Origin of the sequence: Actinomycetospora sp. CA-053990 (assembly GCF_050948445.1) — a bacterium.
In the GTDB taxonomy this organism is placed as follows: domain Bacteria; phylum Actinomycetota; class Actinomycetes; order Mycobacteriales; family Pseudonocardiaceae; genus Actinomycetospora; species Actinomycetospora callitridis.
In genome coordinates, this window is sequence record NZ_CP192043.1 from 5,567,035 (window position 1) to 5,592,008 (window position 24,974).

Here is a 24,974-nt window from a genome sequence, read left to right on the forward strand (position 1 = left end):
CCCTCGCGGTCCGGCCATACTAAGGAGCCGCGGCCCGCCCCGGGTCCGTCTCGGCGAACCTCCGGACGGTCCCCGGACGACGCCGATGCCACGATCCCCGAACGACGGTCGCCGAGATCCGGGAGGAGCGCATGACGGACACCGCCCGCCCGGGTCGCGCGCTGCCGGGGGCCGCCGGGAACGGGGCCCGTGCCTCGTTGCCGGCGGGGTCGGCCGCGCCGATCACGGCCGCGAGCCGGGTGTCGGTCCTCGCGCCCCGCACACGGGTCGACGTCGCCCTGCCCCCCGACGTCCCGCTGGCCGACCTGCTGCCGGTGCTGCTGGACATGACCGGCGAGTCGGGCGCCGGCGCCCGGGGCGGCGCCTGGACGCTCGCCCTGCTCGGGCAGGGCCCGGTCGACCCGTCGCGCACGCTGGCGTCCCTCGGTGTCCTCGACGGCGACCAGCTCGTGCTGCGACGCCGGGCCGACGCGGCACCGCCCCCGCTGTTCGACGACGTGGTCGACGCCGTCGCCGAGGCCACGCCGGCGAGCTACCGGGCGTGGGGGCCGGGTCTCGCGGGCGTCCTCGGGATCTGCGGGCTGGCGCTCGGGCTCGCGGGCGCGGTCCTCGCGCTCGTCGTCGCCGGCCGGGGTCCGGGCACCGCCGGGGGCTGGGCACCGCCGCGGTGGCCGGGGTCGCCGCCCTCGGGGAGCTCGCTGCGGCCGCGGTGTGCACGCGGCTCGCCGACGGCCCGGCCGCCGGGTCGGTCCTCGCCGCCGGGGCCGTGGCCCTCGCGGGGGTGGCGGGTGTCGCCGCGGTGCCGTGGGGAGCCGTCGGTCCTGCCGCCTCGCTCGCCGCGACGTCCGGGGCCCCGCAGCTGCTGCTCGGCGCGGTCCTCGCCGGGGCGGTCGCCGCCGCCTCGCTCCTCGCGCTGGGACGGGCGGGGCGCGCCGGCGTCGCCGCCCTGCTCGGCGCCCTCACCGCGGCGGTGCTCCTCGCCCTCGCCACCGGCATCGCCACCGTGGTCGACGCGGGCGACGCCGCGGGCATCGCCGCCGGCGCCGGCGCGCTCGCCCTCGTCGCCTCCGCCCTGCTCCCGCGCACCGGGATCGCCCTCGCCCGCCTCCCCTGCCCCGCGTCCCGGCGTCGGCCGAGGAGCTCGCCGACGACCCCGGCGTCGCCGAGCACGCCGACATCGAACGGCGCGCCGACCGCGCCCACGCCGCCCTCTCCGGCCTGGTCCTCGGATGCGGCGCCGTCACCGCGGGCGCCGTCACCGTGCTCGCGCTCGCGTCGGTGGGCGGCTGGCGGGGGTCGCCGGCTGGGTGCTCGCGGTCCTGCTGACGCTGCTGCTCGCCCTGCGCTCGCGCACCTACGCCAACGGCGTCCAGGCCGTCGCCCTGCTCGTCTGCGCGCTGCTCGCGGGCGCGGGGCTGGTCGTCGGCTGGCTGCTCGTCGCCCCGCCCGCCGTCGCGATGCTGGCCGTGCCGGCGGTCGCCCTCGCGGCCGGCGCGGGGGCGTTCGTGCTCGGCGTCGTGGTGCCCCGGCGGCGGTTCTCCCCGGTGGCCCGGCGGGCCGTCGACATCGCGGAGGCCGTCGGGATCGCGGCCGTGCTGCCCGTGGCGCTGGCCGTCATGGACCTCTACACCGCGATGCGGCTCCTGTGACGCGCACGCTCGCCGGTACTGTCGTGCTCACCGCGCTCACGGTGCTGCTGAGCGCCGCGCCCGCCGGAGCGACCGATCCCGTGGACGCACCGTCCAGCGCGCCGACGCCGCCCGCACCGGACCGTGCGGCGCTCGACGCCCTCGACGCCGCCCCGGACGGCGTGCCCGGCGCGCGGCGCGACGCCCCTGCCCCGCACCGACCCCGCCGTCGGGCACCGGGTTCGGCGACCTCCCGCCGGGCCCCGACCCCGCGGACGCCTGGGTGGACGGCCGCGGCGAGGGCCAGCTGGTCGCCGTCGTCGACACCGGCGTCGCCGCCCACCCCGGCTCGCGGGCCGCGTCGTCGACGGCGGCGACTTCGTGGCCGGCGACTCCGGCCTCGACGACTGCGACGGCCACGGCACCGCGGTGGCCGGGGTGATCGCCGCGAGCCCCGCCCCCGACGACCTGGTGGTGGGTCGGGCGCCCGCCGCCCGCGTGCTCGCCGTGCGTCAGACCAGCGCCTTCTTCGGTGTCGACGGCCGCGCGGGGGTCGGCGGTGTCGGGGACGTCACCAGCCTCGCCCGGGCCGTCCGGCACGCCGCGGACAGCCCGGGTGTCGGGGTGCTCACCCTCGCCCTCACGGCCTGCCGCACGCCCGCCGAGGTCACCGACCCGTCCGACGCGCCCGCCCTCGAGGCCCTGCGCGCGGCCGTCCGCGACGCGGTCGACCGCGGTGTCGTCGTGGTCGCGGCCGCGGGCAACTCCGGCCCGGCCTGCGCCCCGAACACCGGCGGCCCGGTGCGCAGCGTCCCCGTGCCGGCCTGGTTCGGCGACGACGTGCTCGCGGTGGGCGCGGTCGACGACGCCGGCGCCCCCGACCCGTCGTCGCTCGCCGGACCCTGGGTCGACCTCGCCGCCCCCGGGCGCGAGCCGTCGTCGCTCGCGGCGCGCGGCCCCGGCCTCACCACCACCCTCGGCGCGCCCGACGGCTCGTCGGGGCCCCTGGTCGGCACGAGCTTCGCCGCCGCCCGGGTCGCCGCGGCCGCCGCGCTGCTGCGCCAACGCTCCCCGAGACCCCCGCCCGCGAGATCGCCGCCGCGCTCGTGCGCTCCGCGAGCCCGCCGGCCGGGCTCGCCCCCGGCGTGCGCGACGACGCCGTCGGCTACGGGGTGCTCGACGCCGCGGCCGCGGTCCGCGGCGGTCCGCCCCGCACGGGGCCCGAGGTCCGTCCCGAGCCGCCGACGCCCCCGACGAACGACTCCGGGATCGGGTGGATCACCGCCGCCGTCGGCGCCGCCGTCGCCGTCGTCGCGGTGGGGGCCGTCGCGGTCCGCCGCCGGCGGGGTGGTCCGCGGTGAGCCTCGTCGTCACCCCGTCCCGTCCGGCGCCGTCGGTGTCGCGCCGGCCGTCCGGGCCCTCGCTCGGGCCCGTCCCGCTCGCCGGGGTGGTGGTCGTCGAGGTCGGGCTCGCCCTCGCGGTGGCGCTCGTCGCCCTCGACCGCGGGCTGCTCCCGCTCGCCGGGGTCGTCCTGTCCGCCGCGCTCCTCGTCGGGCTGCTGCGGGTGCGCGGGCGCTGGCTCGTCGTGTGGATCGGGCTGGCGCTGCGCTACCGCCTCCGAGCACGCGAGCGCGAGTCCGAGCCGGTCGATCCCGACGCCGACCCGCGCGTGCGGACGCTGCGCCTGCTCACCGGCGACCTCACCGTCGCGCGCACCCGCGACCACGACGGGCGCGAGGTGGGGATGCTCGGGCACGGGGGCGGCTGGAGCGCCGTGCTGGCGCTCGACCCGACCTCCCCGGACGGCTCGCCCGGTCTCGTCGCGGGCGACGCCTCGTCGGGCACCGCGACGTTCCCGCTGGCGGCGCTCGCCGGCTGCCTGGCCGACCGCGGCGTGGTGCTCGACGCCGTGAGCGCGCTCTGGCACTGCCGCCCGGTCGCCGAGGACACCCCGGCCGCCGCCGCGTACCGCGAGGTCCTCGGCGCCCTGCCGCCGCTCGCGCGCCGCGACGCGTGGCTCGTCGTGCGCCTCGACCCGGCGCGCTGCCCCGACGCGGTCGCCGAGCGCGGCGGCGGGGTCGCCGGGGCGCACCGGGCCGTGGTCGGGGCGCTCGCGCGGATCGGGCGGGTGCTCGCCGAGCACGGCACCGCGGTCCGCCCGCTCGGGGTCGACGAGGTCCTGGACGCCGGCCTCGAGGTCTCCGACACCCCGGGCGAGCCGGAGCGCCTCCGGGAGCACTGGCGCGCGGTGGTCGTCGGCGAGGTCGGGCACGCGACGCACGCCGTGACGCGGTGGCCGGACGTCCCGGAACGCCTCACCGCCCTCACGGCCACGGCCGCGCGCACCTGCACGCTCGCCCTGACCCTCGAGCCCGACCCGCGGGCCGACCGGGACGGGAGCGCGCCCGCGGCCGTCGGGCTGCGCGGCACCGTGCGCCTCACCGCCGACACCCCGGACGCGCTCGAGGAGGCGGGCCGCGAGCTGGTCGCCCGCGGATACACCCTCGGGACGACCCTCGATCCGCTCGACGGCCAGCACGCCGCCGGGCTCGCCGCGACCCTGCCGCTCGGGGTGGCGCCGTGACGACGCCGGGCGCCGCAGGGCGGGTCGCCCCCACCCGCGCGGACCCGGAGCTCGCGCCGACGTTCTCGGTGCCGCCGGCGATGCTCGACGCCCTCGGGCCTCCCGTGCGCCCGGCGGGCGTCGTCCTGGGCGCCGACCCGGACGGTGAGCCGGTCGCGGTGACCCTCGTGCGCCCCGCCCCCACCCGCGTCGTCCTCCTCGGCGGGCTCTACCTCGCCCGCCAGGTGACGCTGCGCGCGGTCGGCACCGGCACGCGCGCCGTGGTCGTCACCGGGCGCCCGCCCGTGTGGGACGCGGTCCGCCTCGCGGGCGAGGTGCCGGGCCCCGAGACCCCCGACGCCGACGCCGACGCCGACGACCCGGCCGCGCCCGTCCGCGTCGTGCGTGAACCCCCGGCCGATCTCGCCGCCGGGGGCGAGCCACTCCTCGTCGTCTACGACCGGGGCGCCACGGCGCGCGGCCCCGCCCCGGCGCGACGTCCGCGGCAGACGACGCTGGTCGTCCTGCCCTCGCTCGTCCCCGCGGTGTCCGATCTGGCCGACGACGCCGACCTGGTCCTCATCCAGCGCCTCCCTCCGCACGAGGCCGAGCTCGCCGGCCGGCTGTGGCGGCTCACGCCGGCGATGACCGAGACCCTGCGGACCCTCCCCGATCGCGGCATCGTGGTGCTCGGGCGCAACCTCTGGCGTCGCGTCGACCTCGTCACCGGGCCCCGCGAGACCGCGATCCTGGGCCCGGTGCGCCGGGGTGACTAGCCCGGCGAGGAGACACGATGGACGACACGTTCACCCCGGTCCTGGCCCTCGCGGACCTGCCCGAGGGCGCGATGACCGCGGTCATGGTCGGCGGCCGGCGGGTGCTGCTGGTCCGCGTCGACGGCGGGGTCCGCGCGTACGACAACCGCTGCCCGCACCGGGCCTGGCCGCTCGAGCGGGGCACGCTCGCCGACGGCGTCCTCACCTGCGCGAACCACCGCTACACCTTCGACGTGGCCACCGGCCGCGGGATCGACCCCGGCGACTGCCACCTGGTCGCGCTGCCCTGCCGCGTCGACGCCGGGACCGTCGAAGTGGCGGCCGGGGGCTGACCGGCCCTTGACCTCGACCACCGTCGAGGTCGGACCCTCGGGGGCATGCCCATCGAGCTGAACCACACCATCGTCGAGACCCGTGACCAGGACGCCGGTGCGGCCTGGCTCGCCGAGGTCCTCGGCCTGCCCGCACCCGTCCGCTTCGGGCCGTTCACGGTCGTCGAGGTCGCCCACGGCACGAGCCTGGACTTCATGGACGTCGACGACCCGCACCCGCAGCACTACGCCTTCCTCGTCCCCGACGACGAGTTCGCGGTCATCGCCGCCCGGCTGCGGGACCGGGGCGTGCCGACCTACGCCGACCCCATGCATCGCCGGTCGGGGTCCAACACCAACGACGGAGGGCAGGGCGCCTACTTCGACTCCCCCGAGGGCCACAACCTCGAGATCCTCACCCGGCCCTACGGCAGCGGAGGCTGATCCGCCGGATCGAGTGCGTGGCGCTACGGACACCGGATGTCAGCATCAGAGGAGCACGCCGAGAGGGCGCCGCCGCTGACGTTCAGACCTCGTCACGACGCCGCCGCGTCCGCGCGGCGCGCTCCGCGAGGTCCGCGGCGTCCGGGTAGTCGACCCCGGTCAGCCGCAGCCCCCGCGCGGCCACGACGGTGACCTCGCTCGACCGCGCGCGCGCCGCGAGCAGCGCCGCGGGCCACTCGACGGGCCGCCGGCCCTCCCCCACTGCGAGCAGCGCGCCGACGACGGACCGGACCATCGAGTGGCAGAACGCGTCGGCACTGAGCCGGGCGACGAGGACGTCGCGCTCGCCGGGCTCCGCGTCCCAGCGTAGGTGCTGCAGCTCGCGCACGGTGGTCGCGCCGGCGCGGGGACGGCAGTAGGCGGCGAAGTCGTGCTCGCCGAGCATCGCGGCGCCGGCCGCGTTCATCGCGTCGACGTCGAGGGGCCGCGGCCAGCGCAGGGTGTCGCGTGCACGCAGCGGCTCGGGCCCCCACGGGGCGGTGCTGACGCGGTAGGCGTAGTGGCGGCGCATCGCGGAGAACCGCGCGTCGAAGCCGTCGGGCGCCGGCGTCACGGCGTGCACCCGCAGGTCCGGCGGCAGCATCCGCGCCAGCCGGCCGATCAGTCCCGGATGGATCTCGACCTCGGCGGGCAGGTCGACGTGGCAGACCTGCGCGTCGGCATGGACGCCGGCGTCGGTACGTCCGGCGACCGTCAGCGCGACCGGCACCCGCCAGATCGTCGACAGCGTCTCCTCGAGGACGCCCTGCACCGTGCGCAGCTCCGGCTGGCGCGCCCAGCCCGAGAAGTCGGTGCCGTCGTAGGCCAGGTCGATCCGGTACCGCCGGGTCGGCGCCGGAGACACCACGAGCCCGCCGTCGGGATCGACGGCGGGCTCGTGGGGGTCGTGCGGGGTCAGGACTTGTCCGAGTCCTTGTCCGAGTCCGCGTCGGAATCGGAGGTCTCGAGACCGGAGCTGGCCGCCGCGTTGTCGGCCATGCCCTCGGGCACGTCGTCGTCGGCATCCGCCGACGACGAGGTCGTGTCCTCGGACGCGGTGTCCTGGGTAGCGCTGTCCTCGGCGGCCGCGGCCTCGGCCTCGGGCACCTCCGGCGCGGAGGTCTCGTCGCCGCTCTCGGCCGCCGCGATCGTGGCCGCCGTGGCCGCGGCACCGGTCGCGGTGTCACCGACCTCGGCGCCCGGACCCGACGGGGACGTCGGCGGGGCCGCCACGCGGGTGGCCTGCGACGCCTCGGCGCTCGCGGTCCGCTCGTTCACCAGCTCGATGACCGCCATGGGCGCGTTGTCGCCCCGGCGCGGCAGCGTCTTCACGATGCGCGTGTAGCCACCCGGCCGGTCCGCGAAGAACGGGCCGATCTCGGCGAGCAGGCGGTGCACGACGTCCTTGTCCCGGATCTGCTCCTGGATGAGACGCCGGTTGTGCAGGTCGCCCTTCTTGGCCTTGGTGATCAGCCGCTCCGCGTACGGACGCAGCCGGTCGGCCTTGGCGCGCGTGGTGTGGATGCGGCCGTGGGTGAAGAGCGACGTGGCCAGGTTGGCCAGCATCAGCTTCTGGTGGTCGGGGGAACCCCCGAGCCGCGGACCCTTGCTGGGCTGGGGCATGTCGAATGCTCCTGTCTCGTGACGCCTTTCCTCCCCGGCCCGCGCACGGACCGGGGAGGGGGCAGCACGTCAGAGTTGCTGGGGTGGTGCTAGAGCTGCTCGGTCTCGGCGTAGTCCTGGCCGTCGTCCTCCGAGGCCCCGTAGCCGCCGAAGCCGCCGAAGCCGCCGTCGGAGCCGTAGGACTCGAAGCCCTCCGAGGGGTAGTCCGCCGCGGCGGCGGACGGGTCGAACCCGGGCGGGCTGTCCTTGAGCGCGAGGCCCAGCCCGGCCAGCTTCATCTTGACCTCGTCGATGGACTTCGCACCGAAGTTGCGGATGTCCAGCAGGTCGGCCTCCGAGCGGCCGACGAGCTCGCCGACCGTGTGGATGCCCTCCCGCTTGAGGCAGTTGTAGGACCGGACCGTGAGGTCGAGGTCCTCGATGGGCATCGCGAAGGCGGCGATCGAGTCGGCCTCGGCCGGCGACGGCCCGATCTCGATGCCCTCGGCGTCGATGTTGAGCTCACGGGCCAGCCCGAAGAGCTCGACGAGGGTGCGCCCGGCGGACGCGATCGCGTCGCGCGGGGTCATCGACGGCTTGGTCTCGACGTCGAGGATCAGCTTGTCGAAGTCGGTGCGCTGCTCGACGCGGGTCGCCTCGACCTTGTAGCTGACCTTGAGCACCGGCGAGTAGATCGAGTCGACCGGGATGCGGCCGATCTCGGCGCCGGACGCCTTGTTCTGCGCGGCCGGGACGTACCCGCGACCACGCTCGACGACGAGCTCGACCTCGAGGCGGCCCTGGTCGTTCAGGGTCGCGATGTGGAGGTCCGGGTTGTGCACGGTCACGCCGGCCGGCGGGACGATGTCGCCCGCCGTCACGGTGCCGGGGCCCTGCTTGCGCAGGTACATCGTGGCCGGCTCGTCCTCCTCGGAGCTCACGACGAGCTCCTTGAGGTTCAGGATGATGTCGGTGACGTCCTCCTTCACCCCCGGGACGGTGGTGAACTCGTGGAGGACACCGTCGACGCGGATGCTGGTCACGGCCGCGCCCGGGATGGACGACAGCAGGGTGCGACGCAGCGAGTTGCCGAGGGTGTAGCCGAAACCCGGCTCCAGCGGCTCGATGATGAACCGGGAACGGGTGTCGTCGATGGCGTCCTCGGACAGTGCGGGACGCTGAGAGATCAGCACGTGCGAAACCTTTCCGATGCGGCGTCCGCTATTTGACGCCGAACGTGAGACCCGGCCCGGGCACGATCGCCCGGGCCGGGGGTCGTGCGTACTTCGTGGGCTTACTTCGAGTAGAACTCGACGATCAGCTGCTCCGAGACCGGCGTGTCGATCTGCGTCCGCTCCGGGAGGGAGTGGACGAAGATGCGCAGCGAGTCCGGAACGACCTGGAGCCAGCCCGGGACGGGCCGCTCGCCGAAGTTCTCCTTCGCCACCACGAGGGGCAGCATGTTCCGGGACTTGTCCCGGATGTCGATGATGTCGTACTGCGTCACCCGGTAGCTGGGGACGTCGACCTTCTGGCCGTTGACCAGGAAGTGGCCGTGGCCCACGAGCTGACGGGCCTGACGACGGGTCTGCGCGATCCCGGCGCGGTAGACCACCGAGTCGAGACGCGACTCGAGGAGCTTGAGGAACTCGTCGCCGGTCTTGCCCTCGCGACGGTTCGCCTCCTCGTAGTACTTGCGCATCTGCTTCTCGAGCAGGCCGTAGGTGAAGCGGGCCTTCTGCTTCTCCTGCAGCTGCAGCAGGTACTCGGACTCCTTGATGCGGATCCGGCCGTGCTGACCCGGGGGGTACGGGCGGCGCTCGAAGGACTTGTCGCCGCCGATCAGGTCGACCTTCAGGCGGCGGGACTTGCGGGTGGCAGGTCCTGTGTAGCGAGCCATCGTGTGTCTCCTCTCCGCCCTAGACCCGGCGACGCTTCGGCGGGCGGCAGCCGTTGTGCGGCTGCGGGGTGACGTCGGAAATCGTGCCGACTTCGAGGCCGGCCGCCTGCAGCGACCGGATCGCGGTCTCGCGGCCCGAACCCGGGCCCTTCACGAAGACGTCGACCTTCTTCATCCCGTGTTCCGCGGCCTTGCGGGCGCAGTTCTCGGCGGCCATCTGCGCGGCGAACGGCGTCGACTTGCGCGAGCCCTTGAAGCCCACGTGGCCGGCCGAGGCCCAGCTGATGACGTTGCCGGTCGGGTCGGTGATGGAGACGATCGTGTTGTTGAACGTGCTCTTGATGTGCGCGTGCCCGTGGGAGACGTTCTTCTTCTCCCGACGACGGACCTTCTTGGCCCCGGCCGCGCCCTGGCGAGTCCTGGGTGGCATCTAGCTCTTCTCCTGATCGAGGGGGGCCTGCATCACTTGCGTGCGGCCTTCTTCTTGCCGGCAACCGTCTTCTTGGGGCCCTTGCGCGAGCGGGCGTTGGTCTTGGTCCGCTGCCCGTGCACCGGCAGGTTGCGGCGGTGCCGCAGCCCCTGGTAGCTGCCGATCTCGACCTTGCGCCGGATGTCCGCCTGGACCTCGCGGCGCAGGTCACCCTCGACCCGGAAGTGGTTCTCGATGTACGCACGCAGTGTCGCGGCATCGGAGTCCGACAGGTCCTTCGACCGCAGGTCGGGGTCGATGCCGGTCTCGGTGAGGATCTCCTTGGAACGGCTACGGCCGATCCCGAAGATGTAGGTCAGCGCGATCTCCATCCGCTTCTCGCGGGGGAGATCGACGCCGGCGAGTCGTGCCATGTGGCGACGTGCTCCTCGTGTCGTCCGGGAGGTCTGGCTCCCCGCCCGTCCCGGACCTCACGGGTCCGGGCCCCGGCCTCCCGAGCCGGGGGTGTTCCGCCGGGGCATCGATCGCTCGAGCCGACGTAGGTGCGGGGAGGAATGGGATGCGGCCGCGTGTGGCCGCGAGTGCCCGGTACTGCGTCAGCCCTGGCGCTGCTTGTGGCGCAGGTTGTCGCAGATGACCATGACCCGCCCGTGACGGCGGACCACCTGGCACTTCGCGCAGATGCGCTTGACGCTCGGCTGGACCTTCACGTCCTCTTCCTCGCTGTGTGGATCACTTGTAGCGGTAGACGATCCGGCCGCGCGACAGGTCGTAGGGCGACAGCTCGACCACGACCTTGTCCTCGGGGAGGATCCGGATGTAGTGCTGACGCATCTTGCCGCTGATGTGCGCCAGGACCTTGTGCCCGTTCTCGAGCTCCACCCGGAACATCGCGTTGGGCAGGGGTTCGATGACCCGGCCCTCGACCTCGATGGCGCCGTCCTTCTTCGCCATGTCCTCCGCATTCTTCTCGACGTACGCTGCCGTCCCCGGCTCGGTGCCACCGCATCGCGACGACACGTCCACAAGGGACGGGGAGCGCGCTCGACACCGGACCGACACACGAGCGCGCGTGGCCGGCACGACACGCGCACCAGCTGTCAAGTGTACGCGTGGCGTGTCGAGAGCCTCGCCACCGGGGCCCTCGACGACCACGCGCACACCACGTCAGCGGCGGATCGGCATCCCGGCGCACGGACCCGGGAAGGGGAGGCCCGCCCGGCCGGCGACCGCCCCGAGGGCCAGAGCGATCCCCCACGGTCCGGCGACCCAGATCCACCACGGTGCCACGACCCCGCCCGTGCCGACCGAGACGGCGACCCAGATCACGAGGTTGATCACCGAGACGACCGCCCAGACCGCCACGGCGGCGCGCATCGGCGAACGCGCCGGCCGCGCTTCCGGGCGGACGGCGCCGCCCGACCGGGCCGGCGCCTCGGCCGGCAGGTCCGCGGTCAGCGGCAGGAGATCGGACCCCACCACCGCGCCGTGCGCCGCGCGCACCCGCTCGTCGTACTCGGCGAGCGTCAGCCGTCCCTCGGCGTGCGCCTGCCCCAGCCGCGCCGCCACCCGCTCGCGGTCCGCGTCCGCCACCCGCAGTTCGTCCCCGGCCACCACGACCACCCCGTCTCCTCGACCCTGCGGCCGAGGATAACAGCGAGCGGATAGCTCCGCTATCCGCACTGGCTCACGGGGGTGCGGTGAGGATGCGGGGCCCGTCGTCGGTGACGGCCACCGAGTGCTCCCAGTGCACGGCCCGGCTGCCGTCCGAGGTGACGACGGTCCAGCCGTCGGCGAGCTCGTCGGTCTCGTCGGTGCCGCCGGTGAGCATCGGCTCGATGGCCAGCACCATTCCGCTGCGCAGGCGCATGCCCGTGCCGGCGCGTCCGAGGTTCGGCACGAACGGGTCCATGTGCATGGAGGTCCCGATGCCGTGCCCGCCGTAGTCGGCGACGATCCCGTACTCGCGGCCGTCCGCGGCCGCGCGACGGCGGGCCTCCTCCTCGACGGCGTGCGAGACGTCGCCGAGCCTGCCGCCGGGCACGAGGCGCTCGATGCCCGCGTACATGGCCGCTCGGCACGCGGCAGACAGCGACTCGTCCCCGGCGCGCGGGGTGCCCACGGCGACGGTCACCGCGGCGTCCCCGTGCCAGCCCTCGAGGATCGCGCCGCAGTCGATCGAGATCAGGTCACCGTCGGCGAGCACCGTCATGTGCGACGGGATGCCGTGCACGACCTGCTCGTTGACCGAGGCGCAGATCGACGCCGGGAACCCCTGGTACCCGAGGAACGACGGCTCCGCGCCGGCCTCCCGGATCGTGGCCTCGGCGACGGCGTCGAGGTCGGCCGTGCTGGCTCCGGGGCGCACCGCGTCGGTGACGGCGGCGAGGGTGGCCGCGACCACGAGGCCGGCCGCACGCATCGCCTCGATCTGACCCGGTGTCTTCATCTCCACGAAGCGTCCCCGCACGCGGTCGGCGATCCCGCCGACACCCGCTGTGAGCCCTGCGACGGCCCCCGTGATCGGCCCGCGACTCGGGTTCCCCAAGTCAGTCGTCGGGCTCGTCGGCGAGCGCGTCCATGGCCCGGTCGGTGATCTCCTCGACCGATCCGACGGCGTCGACGCGCACGGCGATGTCGCGGTAGTGCTCGATGAGGGGCTCGGTCTCGGAGCGGTAGACCTGCTGGCGGTGCCGGATGGTCTCCTCGGTGTCGTCCGAGCGGCCACGGGACATCAGGCGCTTGACGAGCTCCTCGTCGTCGACCTCGAAGACGAGCACCGCGTCCAGGCGCTGGTCGAGGTCACTCAGCACGCTCTCGAGCTCCTCGGCCTGGGCGCTGTTCCGCGGGAACCCGTCGAGCAGGAAGCCCTCGGCGGCGTCGGGCTGGGCGAGACGGTCCTTGACCATCTTGACCGTGACCTCGTCCGGCACCAGGTCGCCCGCGTCGACGTAGCGCTGGGCCTCCTTGCCGAGCTCGGTCTCGTTCTTCATGTTCTCGCGGAAGATGTCCCCGGTGGAGATGTGCGGCGCGTCGAGACGCTCGGCCAGCCGCGCGGCCTGCGTTCCCTTGCCCGCTCCCGGCGGCCCCACCAGAACGATCCTCACGACAACACTCCTTCGCCCGACATCCCTGTGGTCCGTGTACCGCGCCGACCGGCTACCCGATCAGCGCAGGAAGCCCTCGTAGTTGCGCTGCATCAGCTGGCTCTCGATCTGCTTCACCGTGTCCAGCCCGACGCCCACCATGATCAGAACAGCCGTGCCCCCGAAGGGGAAGTTCTGGTTCTGTCCTTGACCGGTCAGGCCGAGGAAGAAGTTCGGCAGGACGGCGATGATGCCCAGGTAGATCGAGCCGGGCAAGGTGATGCGGGACAACACGTAGCTGAGGTACTCGGCCGTGGGACGGCCGGGCCGGATGCCGGGGATGAAGCCCCCGAACTTCTTCATCTCGTCGGCGCGTTCCTCGGTGTTGAACGTGATCGCGACGTAGAAGTACGTGAAGAAGATGATCAGCGCGAAGTACAGGATGATGTGCAACCAGTTGGACTGGTTGGCCAGGTACGTCTGGACGAAGCGCGAGAAGCCGGAGTCCTGGTTGCCCGTGATCCGCGAGAGCAGGTCGGGCAGGTACAGCAGGGACGATCCGAAGATCACGGGGATGACGCCGGCCTGGTTGACCTTCAGCGGCAGGTAGGTCGAGGTGCCGCCGTACATGCGACGTCCGACCATGCGCTTGGCGTACTGCACCGGGATGCGGCGTTGCCCCTGCTCCACGAACACGACGCTGGCGATGATGACCAGCCCGAACGCGCAGACGACGGTGAACGCGATGGCGCCGGCGTTCGTGAGGATCGTGCCGCCCTCGGCGGGGATGCGGGCCGCGATCGAGGTGAAGATGAGCAGCGACATGCCGTTGCCGACACCGCGCTCGGTCACCAGCTCGCCGAACCACATGATGACCGCGGTACCCGCCGTCATGACGATGACGATGACCGCGAGGTCGAAGACGTCCGCGCCCGGCAGGATCGGGAACTGCGCGGGGTCGCAGTCCTGGAAGAGCTGGTTGCGGTCGGCCAGGGCGACGATGCCCGTCGACTGCAGGACGGCCAGCGCGATCGTCAGGTAGCGCGTGTACTGCGTGAGCTTGCCCTGACCGCTCTGCCCCTCCTTCTTCAGCTGCTCGAAGCGGGGGATCACGACGGTCAGCAGCTGCACGATGATGCTGGCCGTGATGTAGGGCATGATGCCCAGGGCGAAGATCGACAGCTGCAGGAGCGCGCCGCCGGAGAACAGGTTGATCAGCGAGTACACGCTCGCCGCGTCGCTGCCCTGGACCTGTCGCAGACATTCCTGCACGTTCGAGTACGAGACGCCGGGTGCCGGGAGCGTGGCTCCCAGTCGGTAGACCGCGACGATCCCGAGCGTGAACAGGATCTTCTTGCGCAGGTCCGGTGTGGTCAGAGCTGACCGCACGGCGCCGAGCACTCGGACCTCCAGATGTCGTTCGGCCGCACCGCGGAACTCCACACCCGCGCGGGCCGGGGGTCACCACACGCACCGCGTCATGGGCGGTGCGCAGGGCCGCGCCGGGTCGGAAGGCGACCCGGCGCGAGACTACACCGCGACGCAGGACCGGCCCCGGCCCGCTCCTGCACAGGAGCGGACCGGGGCCGGTGCGTGCGTCACGAGGGGTACTGCTACTCGACGACGGTGGCGCTGCCGCCGGCGGCGGTCAGCTTCTCGCTCGCCGAGCCCGAGAACGAGTGCGCGGTGACACGCAGCGTCACCGACCCGACCTCGCCGGTGCCGAGCACCTTGATCGGACGGCCGGCGCGCACGGCGCCCGCCTCGACGAGCTCGGCCGGGCCGACCTCGCCGCCGTCGGGGAACAGCCGGGCGAGGTCGCCGACGTTGACGACCTGCGCGACGACCTTGTTGCGGTTGCGGAAGCCCTTGAGCTTCGGCAGACGCATCTGCAGCGGCATCTGGCCGCCCTCGAAGCCCGCGGGGACGTTCTTCCGTGCGCCGGTGCCCTTGGTACCGCGACCGGCGGTCTTGCCCTTGGAGGCCTCACCGCGACCCACACGGGTCTTCGCGGTCTTGGCACCCGGGGCCGGGCGCAGGTGGTGCAGCTTGATCGGGGACGACTCAGCCATCGCTCCCCACCTCCTCGACCGTCACCAGGTGACGAACGGTGTTGATCAGGCCGCGGTTCTGGGGCGTGTCCGGGCGCACGACGGTGGCACCGATGCGCCGGAGCCCCAGGGTCCGCAGCGTCTCGCGCTGGTTGCGCTTGCCCCCGATCTGCGACCGGGTCTGGGTGACCTTGAGGTCGGCCATCACGACGCTCCCTGCGCGGCGCGGGCACGCAGCATGCGCGCCGGCGCCACGTCCTCGATCGGCAGGCCACGACGGGCGGCGACGGCCTCGGGGACCTGCAGGCCCTTCAGCGCCGCCACCGTGGCGTGCACGATGTTGATCGCGTTCTGGCTGCCGAGCGACTTCGACAGGATGTCGGCGATGCCCGCGCACTCGAGCACGGCGCGCACCGGGCCACCGGCGATGACGCCGGTACCGGGGCTCGCCGGGCGCAGGAGGACGACGCCCGCGGCGTCCTCGCCCTGGATCGGGTGCGTGATGGTGCCGCCGACGCGCGGGACGCGGAAGAAGTTCTTCTTCGCCTCCTCGACGCCCTTCGCGATCGCGGCGGGCACCTCCTTGGCCTTGCCGTAGCCGACGCCGACCATGCCGTCGCCGTCACCGACGACGACCAGGGCGGTGAAGCTGAAGCGACGGCCACCCTTGACGACCTTCGCCACGCGGTTGATGGCGACGACGCGCTCGAGGTGCGGCGTGCGGTCCTGCTGGCGGTCGCGGCCGCCCTGCTGGCGGTCGCGACCGGCGCTGCCGCCCTGACGCTCGCCGCCCTGTGCGCCCGAGCCCGCGGGCCCGTCGCGCCGTGTGCGTCCCGGCATCAGGCGTTCCTTCCAATCGTGTTCGTCCTGGGAGTCCGCATCAGAACTGCAGACCCCCCTCGCGGGCCGCATCCGCGAGCTGCGCGATGCGACCGTGGTAGCGGCGACCGCCGCGGTCGAAGACGACCGCGTCGATGCTGGCTGCCCGCGAGCGAGCCGCAATGAGCTCCCCGACCTTCGCGGCCTGGGCCTTCTTGTCGCCCTCCAGCCCGCGCACGTCCGCCTCCAGCGTGGAGGCGTGGGCGAGCGTGTGGCCGGCGATGTCGTCGACCACCTGCGCCGTGATGTGCCGGGTCGAGCGGGTGACGACCAGACGGGGACGCGTCGGCGTGCCGGCGATCTTCTTGCGCAGCCGGACGTGGCGACGGGTACGACCCGTGCGACGCGTCTCCGAGACGTTCTTGCCCAGGTGACCCCGAGCCTTGGTGGTCGTGCTCTCGGTGTTGGTAGCCATCACTTGCCCGTCTTCCCGACCTTGCGGCGAATCTGCTCGCCGGCGTACCGGACGCCCTTGCCCTTGTACGGGTCGGGACGGCGCAGCCAGCGGATGTTGGCGGCCACCTGGCCGACCAGCTGCTTGTCGATGCCCTGCACGGAGAAGCGCGTGGGGCTCTCGACCGTGAACGTGATGCCCTCGGGCGGGTCGATCCGCACCGGGTGGCTGAAGCCGAGCGCGAACACCAGGGTCGAGCCCTGGAGCTGCACGCGGTAGCCGACGCCGTGGATCTCGAGCTTGCGCTCGTAGCCCTGGCTCACGCCCTGCACGAGGTTGTTGAGCAGCGAGCGCGACAGCCCGTGCAGCGCACGGTTGTCCCGCTCGTCGTCGGGGCGGGCCACCGAGATGACACCGTCGTCGACCGAGACCCGGATGGGCTCGTCGACGGTGTGGCTCAGCGTGCCCTTCGGTCCCTTGACGGTGACCTGCTGGCCCTCCACCGCGACGTCCACGCCGGACGGCACGGTGATCGGGGCCTTGCCGATACGTGACATGGTTGGTCCCTCTCCTTCCGAGCCGTTACCAGACGAAGGCGAGGACTTCCCCGCCCATCCGTCGCTGGTAGGCCTGCCGGTCGGTCAGCAGACCGGAGGACGTCGAGATGATGGCGACGCCGAGACCGCCGAGCACCCGGGGGAGCTCGTTGGACTTGGCGTAGATGCGCAGACCCGGCTTCGAGATGCGCTTGATGCCGGCGATGCTGCGCTCGCGGTTCGGGCCGTACTTGAGGTCGACCACGAGGGACTTGCCCACGGTGGCGTCCTCGGTGCGGAACCCGGCGATGTAGCCCTGGTCCAGGAGGACCTGCGCGACGTGGGTCTTGAGCTTGCTGTGCGGCATGGTCGCGCTCTCGTGGAACGCCGAGTTGGCGTTCCGGATGCGCGTCAGCATGTCCGCGATCGGGTCGGTCATCGTCATGACCAGGTCACCTTCCTCGCCGTGGTTCCCCGGGTCGGGCGCACGGAGGCCGTGCGCGCGGTCCCGATGACGGGCCTGCGGCGTGTGGAGCTCTTCTGAGCGGTGGTTCGGGGATGCGCCGTCGGCGAGGCGACGCCGACGAGCATGTGCTCGCGGTGCGCCACCCGCTGGATCAGACGCAGGAGCGCGGGGTCGATCGCGCCCTCGCTCGGGGCCTCGGGGACCTCGGCGGTGTTCGCGGAGGTGTTCGCCGCGCTCACCAGGACGCCTTGCTGACGCCCGGGAGCTCGCCCCGGTGCGCCATCTCGCGCAGGCACACGCGGCAGAGCCCGAACTTCCGCAGCACGGCACGGGCGCGCCCGCACCGGTTGCACCGGGTGTAGCCGCGGACCTTGAACTTCGGGGTCTTCGCGGCCTTGTTGACCAGAGCCTTCTTCGCCATTCTCAGTTCTCCCTGAACGGGAAGCCGAGCTGACGGAGCAGCGCCCGGCCCTCCTCGTCGGTGGTCGCGGAGGTGACCACGGTGATGTCCATCCCCCGCGGCCGGTCGATCGAGTCCTGGTCGATCTCGTGGAACATCGTCTGGTCCGACAGACCGAACGTGTAGTTGCCGGAGCCGTCGAACTGCTTCGGCGAGAGACCGCGGAAGTCACGGATGCGCGGCAGGCCGATGGTCAGCAGCCGGTCCAGGAACTCCCACATCCGCGCGCCGCGCAGGGTCGCGCGGGCGCCGATCGGCATGCCCTCGCGCAGCTTGAACTGCGCGATCGACTTGCGGGCCTTGCGGATCTCCGGCTTCTGGCCGGCGATGAGGGTGAGGTCGCGGACCGCGCCCTCCATCAGCTTGGAGTCCCGTGCGGCCTCGCCGACGCCCATGTTCACGACGACCTTGACGACGCCCGGGATCAGCATCGGGTTCGCGTACCCGAACTGCTCCGAGAGCGCGTTCTTGATCTCGTCGTGGTAGCGCTGCTGCAGCCGCGGACGGGTCGTCTCGGGAGCTTCGGTGGTGGTCACGAGAGGTCCTTCCCGCTACGGCGCGCGATGCGCACGCGCTTCTGCTCGCCCTCGCCACCCTCGCGGCTGCCGACGCGGGTCGGCTTGCCGTCGGGGTCGACCACCATCACGTTCGAGACGTGGATAGGCGCCTCCTGGGTGACGATCCCGCCGCTCTGGGCGCCGCGCTGGTTGGCGGACTGGGCCGTGTGCTTCTTGACGCGGCCGACACCCTCGACGAGGACCTTGTCGCGGTCGGGGAAGGCCTTGATGACCTTGCCCTTGGCGCCCTTGTCCTTGCCGGCGATGACGACGACCGTGTCGCCCTTCTTGACCTTCATCTGCTACAGCACCTCCGGCGCGAGCGAGATGATCCGCATGAACCTCTTGTCGCGCAGCTCGCGGCCCACGGGGCCGAAGATGCGGGTCCCGCGGGGCTCACGGTCGTTCTTGATGAGCACGGCTGCGTTCTCGTCGAACTTGATGTACGAGCCGTCCGGACGGCGCTTCTCCTTGCGGGTGCGCACGATGACGGCCTTGACGACCTCGCCGCGCTTGACACCGGCGGCCGGGATGGCTTCCTTCACGGTCGCCACGATGACGTCGCCGATGCCCGCGTAGCGGCGGGACGAGCCCCCGAGAACGCGGATGCACAGAATCTCCCGTGCACCCGTGTTGTCGGCGACACGCAGCCGCGACTCCTGCTGGATCACTTCTTCTCCTGACCTGCCCGCACGAGCGGACGGTTTCCAAGGATCACTTGGCTTTTTCGAGAATCTCGACGAGACGCCAGCGCTTGGTGGCCGACAGCGGCCGGGTCTCCATGAGGAGCACGCGGTCGCCGGGGCCGGCGGTGTTGTTCTCGTCGTGCGCCTTGACCTTCTTCGTGCGTCGGATGACCTTCGAGTAGCGCGGGTGCTTCACCCGGTCCTCGAGGCTGACGACGATGGTCTTGGCCATCTTGTCCGAGACGACGAGACCCTCACGCACCTTGCGCAGGCCACGGTCGTCGTTGCGGGCCTCGGCCGGGGTCTGCTGGGCCTTGTCGGCCTGCTTCACCTCGGCGCGGACCTGCTCCTGCTCGTCACGCTCGGGGGCGGTGGCGCCCGAGCTTGCCGGAGTGGTGGTCTCAGCGGTGCTCTCGCTCATGCCGCTCCCTCCTCGTCGGTGCCAGATCCTTCATCGGGGCTGACCGACAGGCCGAGCTCGCGCTCGCGCATCACCGTGTAGATGCGCGCGATGTCGTGGCGCACGGTCCGCAGTCGACGGTTGTTGTCCAGCTGCCCGGTCGCCATCTGGAAGCGCAGGTTGAACAGCTCGGCCTTCGCCTCACGGGCGCGGGCGACGAGCTCCTCGGCGTTGAGCTCCCGGAGCTCGCTCGCGGGGGTTCCGGCGGCCATCAGAAACTCTCCTCACGGCTCACGATGCGGCAGCGCATCGGCAGCTTGTGCTGCGCGCGACGCAGCGCCTCGCGGGCCGTGGCCTCGTTCGGGTAGCTCATCTCGAACATGACCCGGCCCGGCTTCACGTTCGCCACCCACTTCTCGGGCGAGCCCTTACCGGAACCCATGCGGGTCTCGGCCGGCTTCTTGGTCAGCGGCCGGTCCGGGAAGATGTTGATCCACACCTTGCCGCCACGACGGATGTGCCGCGTGATGGCGATACGGGCGGACTCGATCTGCCGGTTGGTGACGTAGGCGTGCTCCAGGGCCTGGATGCCGTAGTCGCCGAAGGACATCTGGGTGCCGCCCTTGGCGGCGCCCGTCCGGTCCGGCCGGTGCTGCTTGCGGTACTTGACCTTGCGGGGGATCAGCATGACTCAGGACTCCGTCTGCGTGGTCGCCTCGGGGGCGGCGCCGGCGGGGGCCCCGCCCGTGGTCGCACCCGCACCTGCCTGCTCGGCAGCTGCGGCGCGCCCGGCCTCGGTGCTCGTCCCGGTCGTGCCCGACGAGCCGGAACGACGCCCGCGGGGACGGTCGTTCGAGCCGCCGCCACGGCCACGGCCGCCACGCGGGTCACGCGTCGCGGCGTCGAGCGCCGCCTGGCGCTCGGACTCGCGCTTGCCGCCGACCACGTCGCCCTTGTAGATCCAGACCTTCACGCCGATGCGGCCGAAGTTGGTCCGGGCCTCGAACAGGCCGTAGTCGATCTCCGCGCGCAGCGTGTGCAGCGGCACGCGCCCCTCGCGGTAGAACTCGGAGCGCGACATCTCGGCGCCACCGAGCCGGCCGGAGCACTGCACCCGGATGCCCTTCACGCCGGGGCTGCGCATGGCCGACTGCATGGCCTTGCGCATCGCGCGGCGGAACGACACACGGTTGGACAGCTGCTCGGCGACGCCCTGCGCGACGAGCTGCGCGTCGGCCTCGGCGCCCTTGACCTCGAGGATGTTCAGCTGGACCTGCTTGCCGGTCAGCTTCTCGAGGTTGCCGCGCAGGCGGTCCGCCTCGGCGCCGCGGCGCCCGATGACGATGCCCGGACGCGCGGTGTGGATGTCGACGCGGACGCGGTCACGCGTGCGCTCGATCTCGACCTTGGAGATGCCGGCCCGCTCCATGCCCTTGGAGAGCATGCGGCGGATCTTGACGTCCTCGGCCACGTAGTCGGCGTACTGCTTGTCGGCGTACCAGCGCGACTTCCAGTCGGTGGTGATACCGAGGCGGAAGCCGTGCGGGTTGATCTTCTGGCCCATCAGCGGCCACTCCTCTTCGAACGCGAACGGCCGCCCTTCGCCGCGGCCACCTCTGTGACCTCGACGTAGATGTGGCTGGTCCGCTTCCGGATGCGGTACGCCCGGCCCTGCGCACGGGGCTGGAACCGCTTCATGGTCGGACCCTCGTCCACGGTGATCGTGGAGATCACCAGGTTCGCGCGGTCCAGATCGACGTTGTTCTCGGCGTTGGCCACCGCGCTCGCGACGACCTTGGCCACCGGCTGGGCGGCCTTGAGCTCGGCGAACTGCAGCACCGAGGCGGCCTCGCCCACGGGCATGCCGCGCACCAGGTCCACCACGCGACGGACCTTCATCGGCGACATGCGCACGTAGCGCGCCCGCGCCACGGCCCCGCGCGGGGCCGTGTCGGTGTCGGCTGGTGCAGACATCTCTGACGTTCCTTCCTGATTCCGGGCCATGGGGGTCCCGCGCTCCGCGTCGACTAGCGACGGCGGGAGCGGCGGTCCTCCTTGACGTGCCCGCGGAACGTGCGGGTCGGGGCGAACTCGCCGAGCTTGTGCCCGACCATGGACTCCGAGACGAACACGGGGACGTGCTTGCGCCCGTCGTGCACGGCCAGCGTGTGGCCGATCATGTCCGGGATGATCGTCGAACGGCGCGACCAGGTCCGGATGACCGTCTTGCGGTTGGCCTCGTTGAGCGCGTCCACCTTCTTGAGCAGGTGGTCGTCGACGAACGGGCCCTTCTTGAGACTGCGTGGCATCGCTTCGCTCCCTCCTGCTCTCGTCAGCGCTTCTTCTTGCCCTTGCCGGTGCGGCGGCGACGCACGATCATGCGGTCGCTCTCCTTCCGGCCTCGGGTACGGCCCTCGGGCGTGCCGGCGGGGTTGACCGGGTGGCGACCACCGGAGGTCTTGCCCTCACCACCGCCGTGCGGGTGGTCGACCGGGTTCATGGCCACACCGCGCACCGACGGGCGCTTGCCGCGCCAGCGGTTGCGGCCCGCCTTGCCCCAGTTGATGTTCGAGTGCTCGGCGTTGCCGACCTCGCCGATGCTGGCGCGGCACCGCACGTCCACGTTGCGGATCTCGCCCGAGGGCATCCGCAGCTGGGCGTGGGGGCCGTCCTTGGCCACCAGCTGCACCTTCGAGCCGGCCGAGCGCGCGATCTTGGCGCCGCCACCGGGGCGGAGCTCGATCGCGTGGATCGTCGTACCGGTCGGGATGTTGCGCAGCGGGAGGTTGTTGCCCGGCTTGATGTCGGCCTTGGGGCCGGCCTCCACCGTGTCGCCCTGGTGCAGCCGCTCCGGGGCGATGATGTAGCGCTTCTCGCCGTCCGCGTAGTGCAGCAGCGCGATGCGCGAGGTGCGGTTCGGGTCGTACTCGATGTGAGCGACCTTGGCCGGCACGCCGTCCTTGTCGTGGCGACGGAAGTCGATGAGCCGGTAGGCCCGCTTGTGGCCACCGCCCTGGTGCCGGGTGGTGATGCGCCCGGTGACGTTGCGGCCGCCCTTGTTGTGCAGCGGGCGGATCAGCGACTTCTCGGGGTGGTCGCGCGTGATCTCGGCGAAGTCCGAGACGCTCGCGCCGCGCCGCCCCGCGGTCGTCGGCTTGTACCTGCGGATTCCCATGGTCAGCTCCCTGCCCCGGGCGCGCCGAACACGTCGATCGTCCGGCTGTCGGGCGTCACCGTCACGACCGCGCGCTTGGTGTCCTTGCGCTTGCCGAAGCCGCGGCGGGAGCGCTTGCGCTTCCCCTCACGGTTCAGCGTGTTCACGCTGGCCACCTGCACGTCGAAGATCTGCTGAACGGCGACCTTGATCTGCGTCTTGTTCGCGTCCGGGCGCACCAGGAAGGTGTACTGGCGCTCCTCGAGCAGGCCGTAGCTCTTCTCGGAGATGACCGGCGCGATGATCACGTCTCGCGGGTCGGCGATCACTTGTCGGCCTCCTGTCCCGGCGTGCGCGAGGCGATGAAGGCCTCGAGCGCCGCGGACGTGAAGACCACGTCGTCGGCGCGCAGGACGTCGTAGGTGTTGAGCTGGTCCGGCGTGATCATGTGGACCGCCGGGAGGTTGGCCACGCTGCGGCGGCCGGCCTCGTCCTCGCGGGCGACGACGGCGAGCACGTTGCGGAGCTCCGCGCCCGACGTCACCACGCCCGAGAGCGCCGTGCGGGCGCCCTTGGTGGACGGGGCGGTGCCCTCGATCAGCGCCGAGAAGACGTGGATGCGCTCGTGACGGGCGCGGTCCGACAGCGCACCGCGCAGGGCGGCCGCCTTCATCTTCTTGGGGGTCCGCTGGTCGTAGTCGCGCGGCGTCGGTCCGTGGACCACGCCACCGCCGGTGAACTGCGGTGCGCGCACCGAACCCTGACGGGCGCGGCCGGTGCCCTTCTGGCGGTACGGCTTCTTGCCGCCGCCGCGGACCTCGCCGCGCGTCTTGGTGTCGTGCGTGCCCTGGCGGGCCGCCGCGAGCTGCGCGGTGACGACCTGGTGCATCAGCGCGGTGCTGGCCGGGGCGTCGAACAGCACGCCCGGGAGCTCCACGGAGCCGTCGGTGCCGCCGGCCGGGGTGTTCACCGGCACGGAGCGCGTCTCGCCGGAGGCCGTCGCGTGCTGGTCCCGCCGGGCGAGACGACGCGCCTCACCGGCGGTGTAGCCGCGGCGACGGGTCGAGTGACCGTGGGTCGACCGGAGCGTGGCGGTGGCCGCGGCCGTCGCCGAGCTGGTGCCGGCTTCGGTCTGCTCGGCCGCGTCGGGGCCCTCGGAGTCGGTCACGCCGGGGGTCTGTCCGTCCGGGGTGCTCACTGCTCACCGCCCTTCGCGGGGTCGACCTTGGCGGCCGACGTGACGAGGACCAGGCCGCCGCGCGGGCCGGGGACGGCGCCGCGGATCAGCAGCAGGCCCGCGTCGGCGTCCACGCCGTGCACGGTCAGGTTCTGCGTGGTGGTCTTCTCGTTGCCCATCCGGCCGGCCATGCGCGTGCCCTTGAAGACACGCGCCGGGGTGGCGCAGCCGCCGATGGAGCCGGGCGAGCGGTGCTTGCGCTGCGTGCCGTGGCTGGCCCCGAGGCCGCCGAAGCCGTGGCGCTTCATGACACCCGCCGTGCCCTTGCCCTTGCTGGTGCCCGAGACGTCGACGACGGCACCGGCGGCGAACGTCTCCGCGGTGACCTCCTGGCCGACCTCGTACTCGCTCGCGTCGCTGGTGCGCAGCTCGGCGAGGTGGCGCCGCGGGGTCACGCCGGCCTTGGAGAAGTGGCCGGTCTCCGGCTTGTTCACCTTGCGCGGGTCGATGGCGCCGAAGGCGATCTGCACGGCGTTGTAGCCGTCCACCGAGGGGGTGCGCACCTGCGTCACGACGCAGGGGCCAGCCTTCACCACGGTCACCGGGACGATGCGGTTGGAGTCGTCGAACACCTGGGTCATGCCGACCTTGGTGCCGAGGACGCCGCTCATCTTCCGCTCGGGGCGCGCCGGCGCTGCATTGACTGCATTCGCTGTCGTCACTGCCGACCTCACTGGATGTTCACGTCGACGCTCGCCGGCAGGTCGATGCGCATGAGCGCGTCCACCGTCTTCGGCGTGGGGTCCACGATGTCGATCAGTCGCTTGTGGGTGCGCATCTCGAAGTGCTCGCGCGAGTCCTTGTACTTGTGCGGCGAGCGGATGACGCAGTAGATGTTCTTCTCGGTGGGCAGCGGCACGGGCCCGACCACGGAGGCGCCGGTGCGCGTCACGGTCTCGACGATCTTGCGAGCCGACGCGTCGATCGCTTCGTGGTCGTAGGCCTTGAGCCGGATGCGGATCTTCTGTCCCGCCATGGTGGCTTTGCCGTTCCTCTTCTCGTCCCGCCAGGGTGTGACCCCTGGTGGCTGGCCAGGTTCTCGAGACGCCCCGGTGCTCATGCCTCCGGCCCGGACACCCCCCGAGCGAGACCGTCTCCGGTCCACGCGGTCGGGTGTGTCGAGTCGGTCGACAGGCTCCGCCGTGTGCACTCCGCACACCGCGGCCCCGTGGACCCCGCGCTGTTCAACGTGTGTCCGTCCCGCTCCTCGACACGAGGGGCTGCACGGTGGACCGCCGGCGCGATGGCCGGGCGATCCGGGCCCACGATGTGGCTCTCGGACCCCCGCTCACAGCGGGGCGGTCGGCTCGATACCGACTGAGCCGACCGCCCCGTGCGAGCTAGGTGTCCAGTGTCGCACGGCCGTTCGGGCCGA

General features: G+C 72.7%; 40 protein-coding genes and 1 pseudogene. 7 read left to right on the forward strand and 34 right to left on the reverse strand.

The genetic code is table 11. The annotated features are described in order from the left end of the window. Positions 1–131: 131 nt before the first annotated feature. From eccD to ACQPYN_RS28320, 7 genes and pseudogenes are all read left to right on the forward strand, one after another. Positions 132–1,649 carry a type VII secretion integral membrane protein EccD gene (gene eccD, locus ACQPYN_RS28290; RefSeq protein ID WP_433030083.1) on the forward strand — a complete coding sequence of 506 codons (1,518 nt, stop codon included), beginning with the start codon at positions 132–134 and terminating at the stop codon, positions 1,647–1,649. Between the two features lie 417 nt (positions 1,650–2,066). Further along, a pseudogene (locus ACQPYN_RS28295) lies at positions 2,067–2,645 on the forward strand (S8 family serine peptidase); the annotation flags it as partial. 89 nt (positions 2,646–2,734) lie between these two features. Then, positions 2,735–2,989 carry a hypothetical protein gene (locus tag ACQPYN_RS28300; protein WP_433030085.1) on the forward strand — a complete coding sequence of 85 codons (255 nt, stop codon included), beginning with the start codon at positions 2,735–2,737 and terminating at the stop codon, positions 2,987–2,989. Continuing rightward, positions 2,986–4,212: a type VII secretion protein EccE gene (eccE, locus tag ACQPYN_RS28305; protein ID WP_433030087.1), complete on the forward strand. Its 1,227-nt coding sequence runs from the start codon at positions 2,986–2,988 to the stop codon at positions 4,210–4,212. The genes ACQPYN_RS28300 and eccE overlap by 4 nt, the downstream gene beginning before the upstream one ends. A gap of 80 nt (positions 4,213–4,292) precedes the next feature. Continuing rightward, on the forward strand, positions 4,293–4,967 hold the full coding sequence (locus ACQPYN_RS28310) for a hypothetical protein (RefSeq protein ID WP_433039085.1): 675 nt from the start codon (positions 4,293–4,295) through the stop codon (positions 4,965–4,967). A 17-nt stretch (positions 4,968–4,984) separates the two neighbouring features. Continuing rightward, positions 4,985–5,299 (forward strand): Rieske (2Fe-2S) protein, encoded by a 315-nt coding sequence (locus ACQPYN_RS28315; RefSeq protein WP_433030089.1) that lies wholly within the window; start codon positions 4,985–4,987, stop codon positions 5,297–5,299. Between the two features lie 45 nt (positions 5,300–5,344). Continuing rightward, positions 5,345–5,722 (forward strand): VOC family protein, encoded by a 378-nt coding sequence (locus ACQPYN_RS28320; RefSeq protein ID WP_433030091.1) that lies wholly within the window; start codon positions 5,345–5,347, stop codon positions 5,720–5,722. An 82-nt stretch (positions 5,723–5,804) separates the two neighbouring features. Here ACQPYN_RS28320 and truA read toward each other — a convergent pair whose 3' ends face one another. The 34 genes from truA to rpsJ all read right to left on the reverse strand — a co-directional run bounded on the left by truA (position 5,805) and on the right by rpsJ (position 24,575). Next, positions 5,805–6,629, reverse strand: a complete 825-nt coding sequence (gene truA, locus ACQPYN_RS28325) for a tRNA pseudouridine(38-40) synthase TruA (protein WP_433030093.1) — start codon at positions 6,627–6,629, stop codon at positions 5,805–5,807. Positions 6,630–6,676: 47 nt separating this feature from the next. Then, the gene (gene rplQ, locus ACQPYN_RS28330) at positions 6,677–7,384 is read right to left on the reverse strand and encodes a 50S ribosomal protein L17 (RefSeq protein ID WP_433030095.1); all 708 of its coding nucleotides are present in this window, start codon (positions 7,382–7,384) and stop codon (positions 6,677–6,679) included. An 89-nt stretch (positions 7,385–7,473) separates the two neighbouring features. Then, complete coding sequence (locus ACQPYN_RS28335) at positions 7,474–8,556, reverse strand: DNA-directed RNA polymerase subunit alpha (RefSeq protein ID WP_433030097.1); 1,083 nt, start codon at positions 8,554–8,556, stop codon at positions 7,474–7,476. A 101-nt stretch (positions 8,557–8,657) separates the two neighbouring features. Then, the gene (gene rpsD / locus ACQPYN_RS28340; RefSeq protein ID WP_274190744.1) at positions 8,658–9,263 is read right to left on the reverse strand and encodes a 30S ribosomal protein S4; all 606 of its coding nucleotides are present in this window, start codon (positions 9,261–9,263) and stop codon (positions 8,658–8,660) included. A gap of 19 nt (positions 9,264–9,282) precedes the next feature. After that, positions 9,283–9,693, reverse strand: coding sequence for a 30S ribosomal protein S11 (gene rpsK, locus ACQPYN_RS28345; RefSeq protein WP_116708483.1), 411 nt, complete (start codon positions 9,691–9,693; stop codon positions 9,283–9,285). 32 nt (positions 9,694–9,725) lie between these two features. After that, complete coding sequence (rpsM, locus tag ACQPYN_RS28350) at positions 9,726–10,106, reverse strand: 30S ribosomal protein S13 (protein ID WP_274190745.1); 381 nt, start codon at positions 10,104–10,106, stop codon at positions 9,726–9,728. 183 nt (positions 10,107–10,289) lie between these two features. Next, a complete protein-coding gene (gene rpmJ, locus ACQPYN_RS28355) occupies positions 10,290–10,403 on the reverse strand; it encodes a 50S ribosomal protein L36 (protein ID WP_018330934.1) in 114 nt (37 codons plus the stop codon). 22 nt (positions 10,404–10,425) lie between these two features. Then, positions 10,426–10,647, reverse strand: coding sequence for a translation initiation factor IF-1 (infA, locus tag ACQPYN_RS28360; protein WP_030532868.1), 222 nt, complete (start codon positions 10,645–10,647; stop codon positions 10,426–10,428). Between the two features lie 213 nt (positions 10,648–10,860). Continuing rightward, positions 10,861–11,316 (reverse strand): DUF1707 SHOCT-like domain-containing protein, encoded by a 456-nt coding sequence (locus tag ACQPYN_RS28365; RefSeq protein WP_433030102.1) that lies wholly within the window; start codon positions 11,314–11,316, stop codon positions 10,861–10,863. A gap of 64 nt (positions 11,317–11,380) precedes the next feature. After that, on the reverse strand, positions 11,381–12,142 hold the full coding sequence (gene map, locus ACQPYN_RS28370; RefSeq protein ID WP_433030104.1) for a type I methionyl aminopeptidase: 762 nt from the start codon (positions 12,140–12,142) through the stop codon (positions 11,381–11,383). 100 nt (positions 12,143–12,242) lie between these two features. Continuing rightward, entirely contained in the window at positions 12,243–12,800 is a 558-nt protein-coding gene (locus tag ACQPYN_RS28375; RefSeq protein ID WP_433030106.1) for an adenylate kinase, read from the reverse strand. Positions 12,801–12,860: 60 nt separating this feature from the next. Further along, complete coding sequence (secY, locus tag ACQPYN_RS28380; protein ID WP_433030108.1) at positions 12,861–14,180, reverse strand: preprotein translocase subunit SecY; 1,320 nt, start codon at positions 14,178–14,180, stop codon at positions 12,861–12,863. 212 nt (positions 14,181–14,392) lie between these two features. Then, complete coding sequence (gene rplO, locus ACQPYN_RS28385) at positions 14,393–14,851, reverse strand: 50S ribosomal protein L15 (RefSeq protein ID WP_274190758.1); 459 nt, start codon at positions 14,849–14,851, stop codon at positions 14,393–14,395. After that, positions 14,844–15,035: a 50S ribosomal protein L30 gene (gene rpmD / locus ACQPYN_RS28390; protein ID WP_274190759.1), complete on the reverse strand. Its 192-nt coding sequence runs from the start codon at positions 15,033–15,035 to the stop codon at positions 14,844–14,846. The genes rplO and rpmD overlap by 8 nt, the downstream gene beginning before the upstream one ends. Further along, positions 15,035–15,670, reverse strand: a complete 636-nt coding sequence (rpsE, locus tag ACQPYN_RS28395; protein WP_274190760.1) for a 30S ribosomal protein S5 — start codon at positions 15,668–15,670, stop codon at positions 15,035–15,037. Before rpsE ends, rpmD begins: the two co-directional genes overlap by 1 nt. A gap of 40 nt (positions 15,671–15,710) precedes the next feature. Continuing rightward, on the reverse strand, positions 15,711–16,124 hold the full coding sequence (rplR, locus tag ACQPYN_RS28400) for a 50S ribosomal protein L18 (protein ID WP_433030111.1): 414 nt from the start codon (positions 16,122–16,124) through the stop codon (positions 15,711–15,713). Then, positions 16,124–16,660 (reverse strand): 50S ribosomal protein L6, encoded by a 537-nt coding sequence (gene rplF, locus ACQPYN_RS28405; protein ID WP_274194349.1) that lies wholly within the window; start codon positions 16,658–16,660, stop codon positions 16,124–16,126. Before rplF ends, rplR begins: the two co-directional genes overlap by 1 nt. 25 nt (positions 16,661–16,685) lie before the next feature. After that, positions 16,686–17,084 carry a 30S ribosomal protein S8 gene (gene rpsH, locus ACQPYN_RS28410; protein WP_274190763.1) on the reverse strand — a complete coding sequence of 133 codons (399 nt, stop codon included), beginning with the start codon at positions 17,082–17,084 and terminating at the stop codon, positions 16,686–16,688. Continuing rightward, entirely contained in the window at positions 17,081–17,344 is a 264-nt protein-coding gene (locus ACQPYN_RS28415; protein WP_433030114.1) for a hypothetical protein, read from the reverse strand. The genes rpsH and ACQPYN_RS28415 overlap by 4 nt, the downstream gene beginning before the upstream one ends. Beyond that, a complete protein-coding gene (locus tag ACQPYN_RS28420; RefSeq protein WP_133829609.1) occupies positions 17,341–17,526 on the reverse strand; it encodes a type Z 30S ribosomal protein S14 in 186 nt (61 codons plus the stop codon). Before ACQPYN_RS28420 ends, ACQPYN_RS28415 begins: the two co-directional genes overlap by 4 nt. Before the next feature lie 2 nt (positions 17,527–17,528). Then, positions 17,529–18,101 carry a 50S ribosomal protein L5 gene (gene rplE / locus ACQPYN_RS28425; RefSeq protein ID WP_274194352.1) on the reverse strand — a complete coding sequence of 191 codons (573 nt, stop codon included), beginning with the start codon at positions 18,099–18,101 and terminating at the stop codon, positions 17,529–17,531. Next, on the reverse strand, positions 18,098–18,421 hold the full coding sequence (rplX, locus tag ACQPYN_RS28430; RefSeq protein WP_274190766.1) for a 50S ribosomal protein L24: 324 nt from the start codon (positions 18,419–18,421) through the stop codon (positions 18,098–18,100). Before rplX ends, rplE begins: the two co-directional genes overlap by 4 nt. A gap of 3 nt (positions 18,422–18,424) precedes the next feature. Next, entirely contained in the window at positions 18,425–18,793 is a 369-nt protein-coding gene (gene rplN / locus ACQPYN_RS28435) for a 50S ribosomal protein L14 (protein WP_133829612.1), read from the reverse strand. Positions 18,794–18,836: 43 nt separating this feature from the next. After that, positions 18,837–19,139 (reverse strand): 30S ribosomal protein S17, encoded by a 303-nt coding sequence (gene rpsQ / locus ACQPYN_RS28440; protein WP_433039087.1) that lies wholly within the window; start codon positions 19,137–19,139, stop codon positions 18,837–18,839. An 86-nt stretch (positions 19,140–19,225) separates the two neighbouring features. Further along, positions 19,226–19,480, reverse strand: coding sequence for a 50S ribosomal protein L29 (gene rpmC / locus ACQPYN_RS28445; RefSeq protein ID WP_433030118.1), 255 nt, complete (start codon positions 19,478–19,480; stop codon positions 19,226–19,228). Further along, positions 19,480–19,896 carry a 50S ribosomal protein L16 gene (gene rplP / locus ACQPYN_RS28450; protein WP_274190768.1) on the reverse strand — a complete coding sequence of 139 codons (417 nt, stop codon included), beginning with the start codon at positions 19,894–19,896 and terminating at the stop codon, positions 19,480–19,482. The genes rpmC and rplP overlap by 1 nt, the downstream gene beginning before the upstream one ends. A gap of 3 nt (positions 19,897–19,899) precedes the next feature. Then, the gene (gene rpsC, locus ACQPYN_RS28455) at positions 19,900–20,772 is read right to left on the reverse strand and encodes a 30S ribosomal protein S3 (protein WP_274190769.1); all 873 of its coding nucleotides are present in this window, start codon (positions 20,770–20,772) and stop codon (positions 19,900–19,902) included. After that, a complete protein-coding gene (rplV, locus tag ACQPYN_RS28460; protein ID WP_433030121.1) occupies positions 20,772–21,182 on the reverse strand; it encodes a 50S ribosomal protein L22 in 411 nt (136 codons plus the stop codon). Before rplV ends, rpsC begins: the two co-directional genes overlap by 1 nt. A gap of 53 nt (positions 21,183–21,235) precedes the next feature. Continuing rightward, positions 21,236–21,517 (reverse strand): 30S ribosomal protein S19, encoded by a 282-nt coding sequence (gene rpsS / locus ACQPYN_RS28465; RefSeq protein WP_116708465.1) that lies wholly within the window; start codon positions 21,515–21,517, stop codon positions 21,236–21,238. A gap of 23 nt (positions 21,518–21,540) precedes the next feature. Continuing rightward, positions 21,541–22,383 (reverse strand): 50S ribosomal protein L2, encoded by an 843-nt coding sequence (rplB, locus tag ACQPYN_RS28470; RefSeq protein ID WP_274190771.1) that lies wholly within the window; start codon positions 22,381–22,383, stop codon positions 21,541–21,543. 2 nt (positions 22,384–22,385) lie between these two features. Further along, on the reverse strand, positions 22,386–22,691 hold the full coding sequence (gene rplW, locus ACQPYN_RS28475) for a 50S ribosomal protein L23 (protein WP_274194354.1): 306 nt from the start codon (positions 22,689–22,691) through the stop codon (positions 22,386–22,388). Next, entirely contained in the window at positions 22,688–23,338 is a 651-nt protein-coding gene (gene rplD / locus ACQPYN_RS28480; RefSeq protein ID WP_433039089.1) for a 50S ribosomal protein L4, read from the reverse strand. Before rplD ends, rplW begins: the two co-directional genes overlap by 4 nt. A 218-nt stretch (positions 23,339–23,556) precedes the next feature. After that, positions 23,557–24,210, reverse strand: coding sequence for a 50S ribosomal protein L3 (gene rplC / locus ACQPYN_RS28485; RefSeq protein WP_433030124.1), 654 nt, complete (start codon positions 24,208–24,210; stop codon positions 23,557–23,559). 59 nt (positions 24,211–24,269) lie between these two features. Further along, a complete protein-coding gene (gene rpsJ / locus ACQPYN_RS28490) occupies positions 24,270–24,575 on the reverse strand; it encodes a 30S ribosomal protein S10 (protein WP_116708461.1) in 306 nt (101 codons plus the stop codon). Positions 24,576–24,974 lie beyond the last annotated feature (399 nt).

What these genes read in the sequence shown, in the direction of transcription:
- rpsH (WP_274190763.1), bottom strand. Translation starts at nt 17,084, where the DNA reads ATGACGATGACCGACCCGATCGCGGACATGCTGACGCGCATCCGGAAC.
- rpsC (WP_274190769.1), bottom strand. Translation starts at nt 20,772, where the DNA reads ATGGGCCAGAAGATCAACCCGCACGGCTTCCGCCTCGGTATCACCACC.
- rpsS (WP_116708465.1), bottom strand. Translation starts at nt 21,517, where the DNA reads ATGCCACGCAGTCTCAAGAAGGGCCCGTTCGTCGACGACCACCTGCTC.
- eccD (WP_433030083.1), top strand. Translation starts at nt 132, where the DNA reads ATGACGGACACCGCCCGCCCGGGTCGCGCGCTGCCGGGGGCCGCCGGG.
- rplB (WP_274190771.1), bottom strand. Translation starts at nt 22,383, where the DNA reads ATGGGAATCCGCAGGTACAAGCCGACGACCGCGGGGCGGCGCGGCGCG.
- rplO (WP_274190758.1), bottom strand. Translation starts at nt 14,851, where the DNA reads ATGGCTGAGTCGTCCCCGATCAAGCTGCACCACCTGCGCCCGGCCCCG.
- infA (WP_030532868.1), bottom strand. Translation starts at nt 10,647, where the DNA reads ATGGCGAAGAAGGACGGCGCCATCGAGGTCGAGGGCCGGGTCATCGAA.
- rpsJ (WP_116708461.1), bottom strand. Translation starts at nt 24,575, where the DNA reads ATGGCGGGACAGAAGATCCGCATCCGGCTCAAGGCCTACGACCACGAA.
- ACQPYN_RS28315 (WP_433030089.1), top strand. Translation starts at nt 4,985, where the DNA reads ATGGACGACACGTTCACCCCGGTCCTGGCCCTCGCGGACCTGCCCGAG.
- rplX (WP_274190766.1), bottom strand. Translation starts at nt 18,421, where the DNA reads ATGAAGGTCAAGAAGGGCGACACGGTCGTCGTCATCGCCGGCAAGGAC.
- rpsE (WP_274190760.1), bottom strand. Translation starts at nt 15,670, where the DNA reads ATGCCGGGACGCACACGGCGCGACGGGCCCGCGGGCTCGGGCGCACAG.
- rpsM (WP_274190745.1), bottom strand. Translation starts at nt 10,106, where the DNA reads ATGGCACGACTCGCCGGCGTCGATCTCCCCCGCGAGAAGCGGATGGAG.
- rplC (WP_433030124.1), bottom strand. Translation starts at nt 24,210, where the DNA reads ATGAGCGGCGTCCTCGGCACCAAGGTCGGCATGACCCAGGTGTTCGAC.
- rplV (WP_433030121.1), bottom strand. Translation starts at nt 21,182, where the DNA reads ATGTCTGCACCAGCCGACACCGACACGGCCCCGCGCGGGGCCGTGGCG.
- ACQPYN_RS28320 (WP_433030091.1), top strand. Translation starts at nt 5,345, where the DNA reads ATGCCCATCGAGCTGAACCACACCATCGTCGAGACCCGTGACCAGGAC.
- ACQPYN_RS28310 (WP_433039085.1), top strand. Translation starts at nt 4,293, where the DNA reads ATGCTCGACGCCCTCGGGCCTCCCGTGCGCCCGGCGGGCGTCGTCCTG.
- rplQ (WP_433030095.1), bottom strand. Translation starts at nt 7,384, where the DNA reads ATGCCCCAGCCCAGCAAGGGTCCGCGGCTCGGGGGTTCCCCCGACCAC.
- rpsK (WP_116708483.1), bottom strand. Translation starts at nt 9,693, where the DNA reads ATGCCACCCAGGACTCGCCAGGGCGCGGCCGGGGCCAAGAAGGTCCGT.
- rplP (WP_274190768.1), bottom strand. Translation starts at nt 19,896, where the DNA reads ATGCTGATCCCCCGCAAGGTCAAGTACCGCAAGCAGCACCGGCCGGAC.
- map (WP_433030104.1), bottom strand. Translation starts at nt 12,142, where the DNA reads ATGAAGACACCGGGTCAGATCGAGGCGATGCGTGCGGCCGGCCTCGTG.
- rpmD (WP_274190759.1), bottom strand. Translation starts at nt 15,035, where the DNA reads ATGGCCGACCTCAAGGTCACCCAGACCCGGTCGCAGATCGGGGGCAAG.
- rplR (WP_433030111.1), bottom strand. Translation starts at nt 16,124, where the DNA reads ATGGCTACCAACACCGAGAGCACGACCACCAAGGCTCGGGGTCACCTG.
- rpmC (WP_433030118.1), bottom strand. Translation starts at nt 19,480, where the DNA reads ATGGCCGCCGGAACCCCCGCGAGCGAGCTCCGGGAGCTCAACGCCGAG.
- rpsD (WP_274190744.1), bottom strand. Translation starts at nt 9,263, where the DNA reads ATGGCTCGCTACACAGGACCTGCCACCCGCAAGTCCCGCCGCCTGAAG.
- ACQPYN_RS28420 (WP_133829609.1), bottom strand. Translation starts at nt 17,526, where the DNA reads ATGGCGAAGAAGGCTCTGGTCAACAAGGCCGCGAAGACCCCGAAGTTC.
- rplF (WP_274194349.1), bottom strand. Translation starts at nt 16,660, where the DNA reads ATGTCACGTATCGGCAAGGCCCCGATCACCGTGCCGTCCGGCGTGGAC.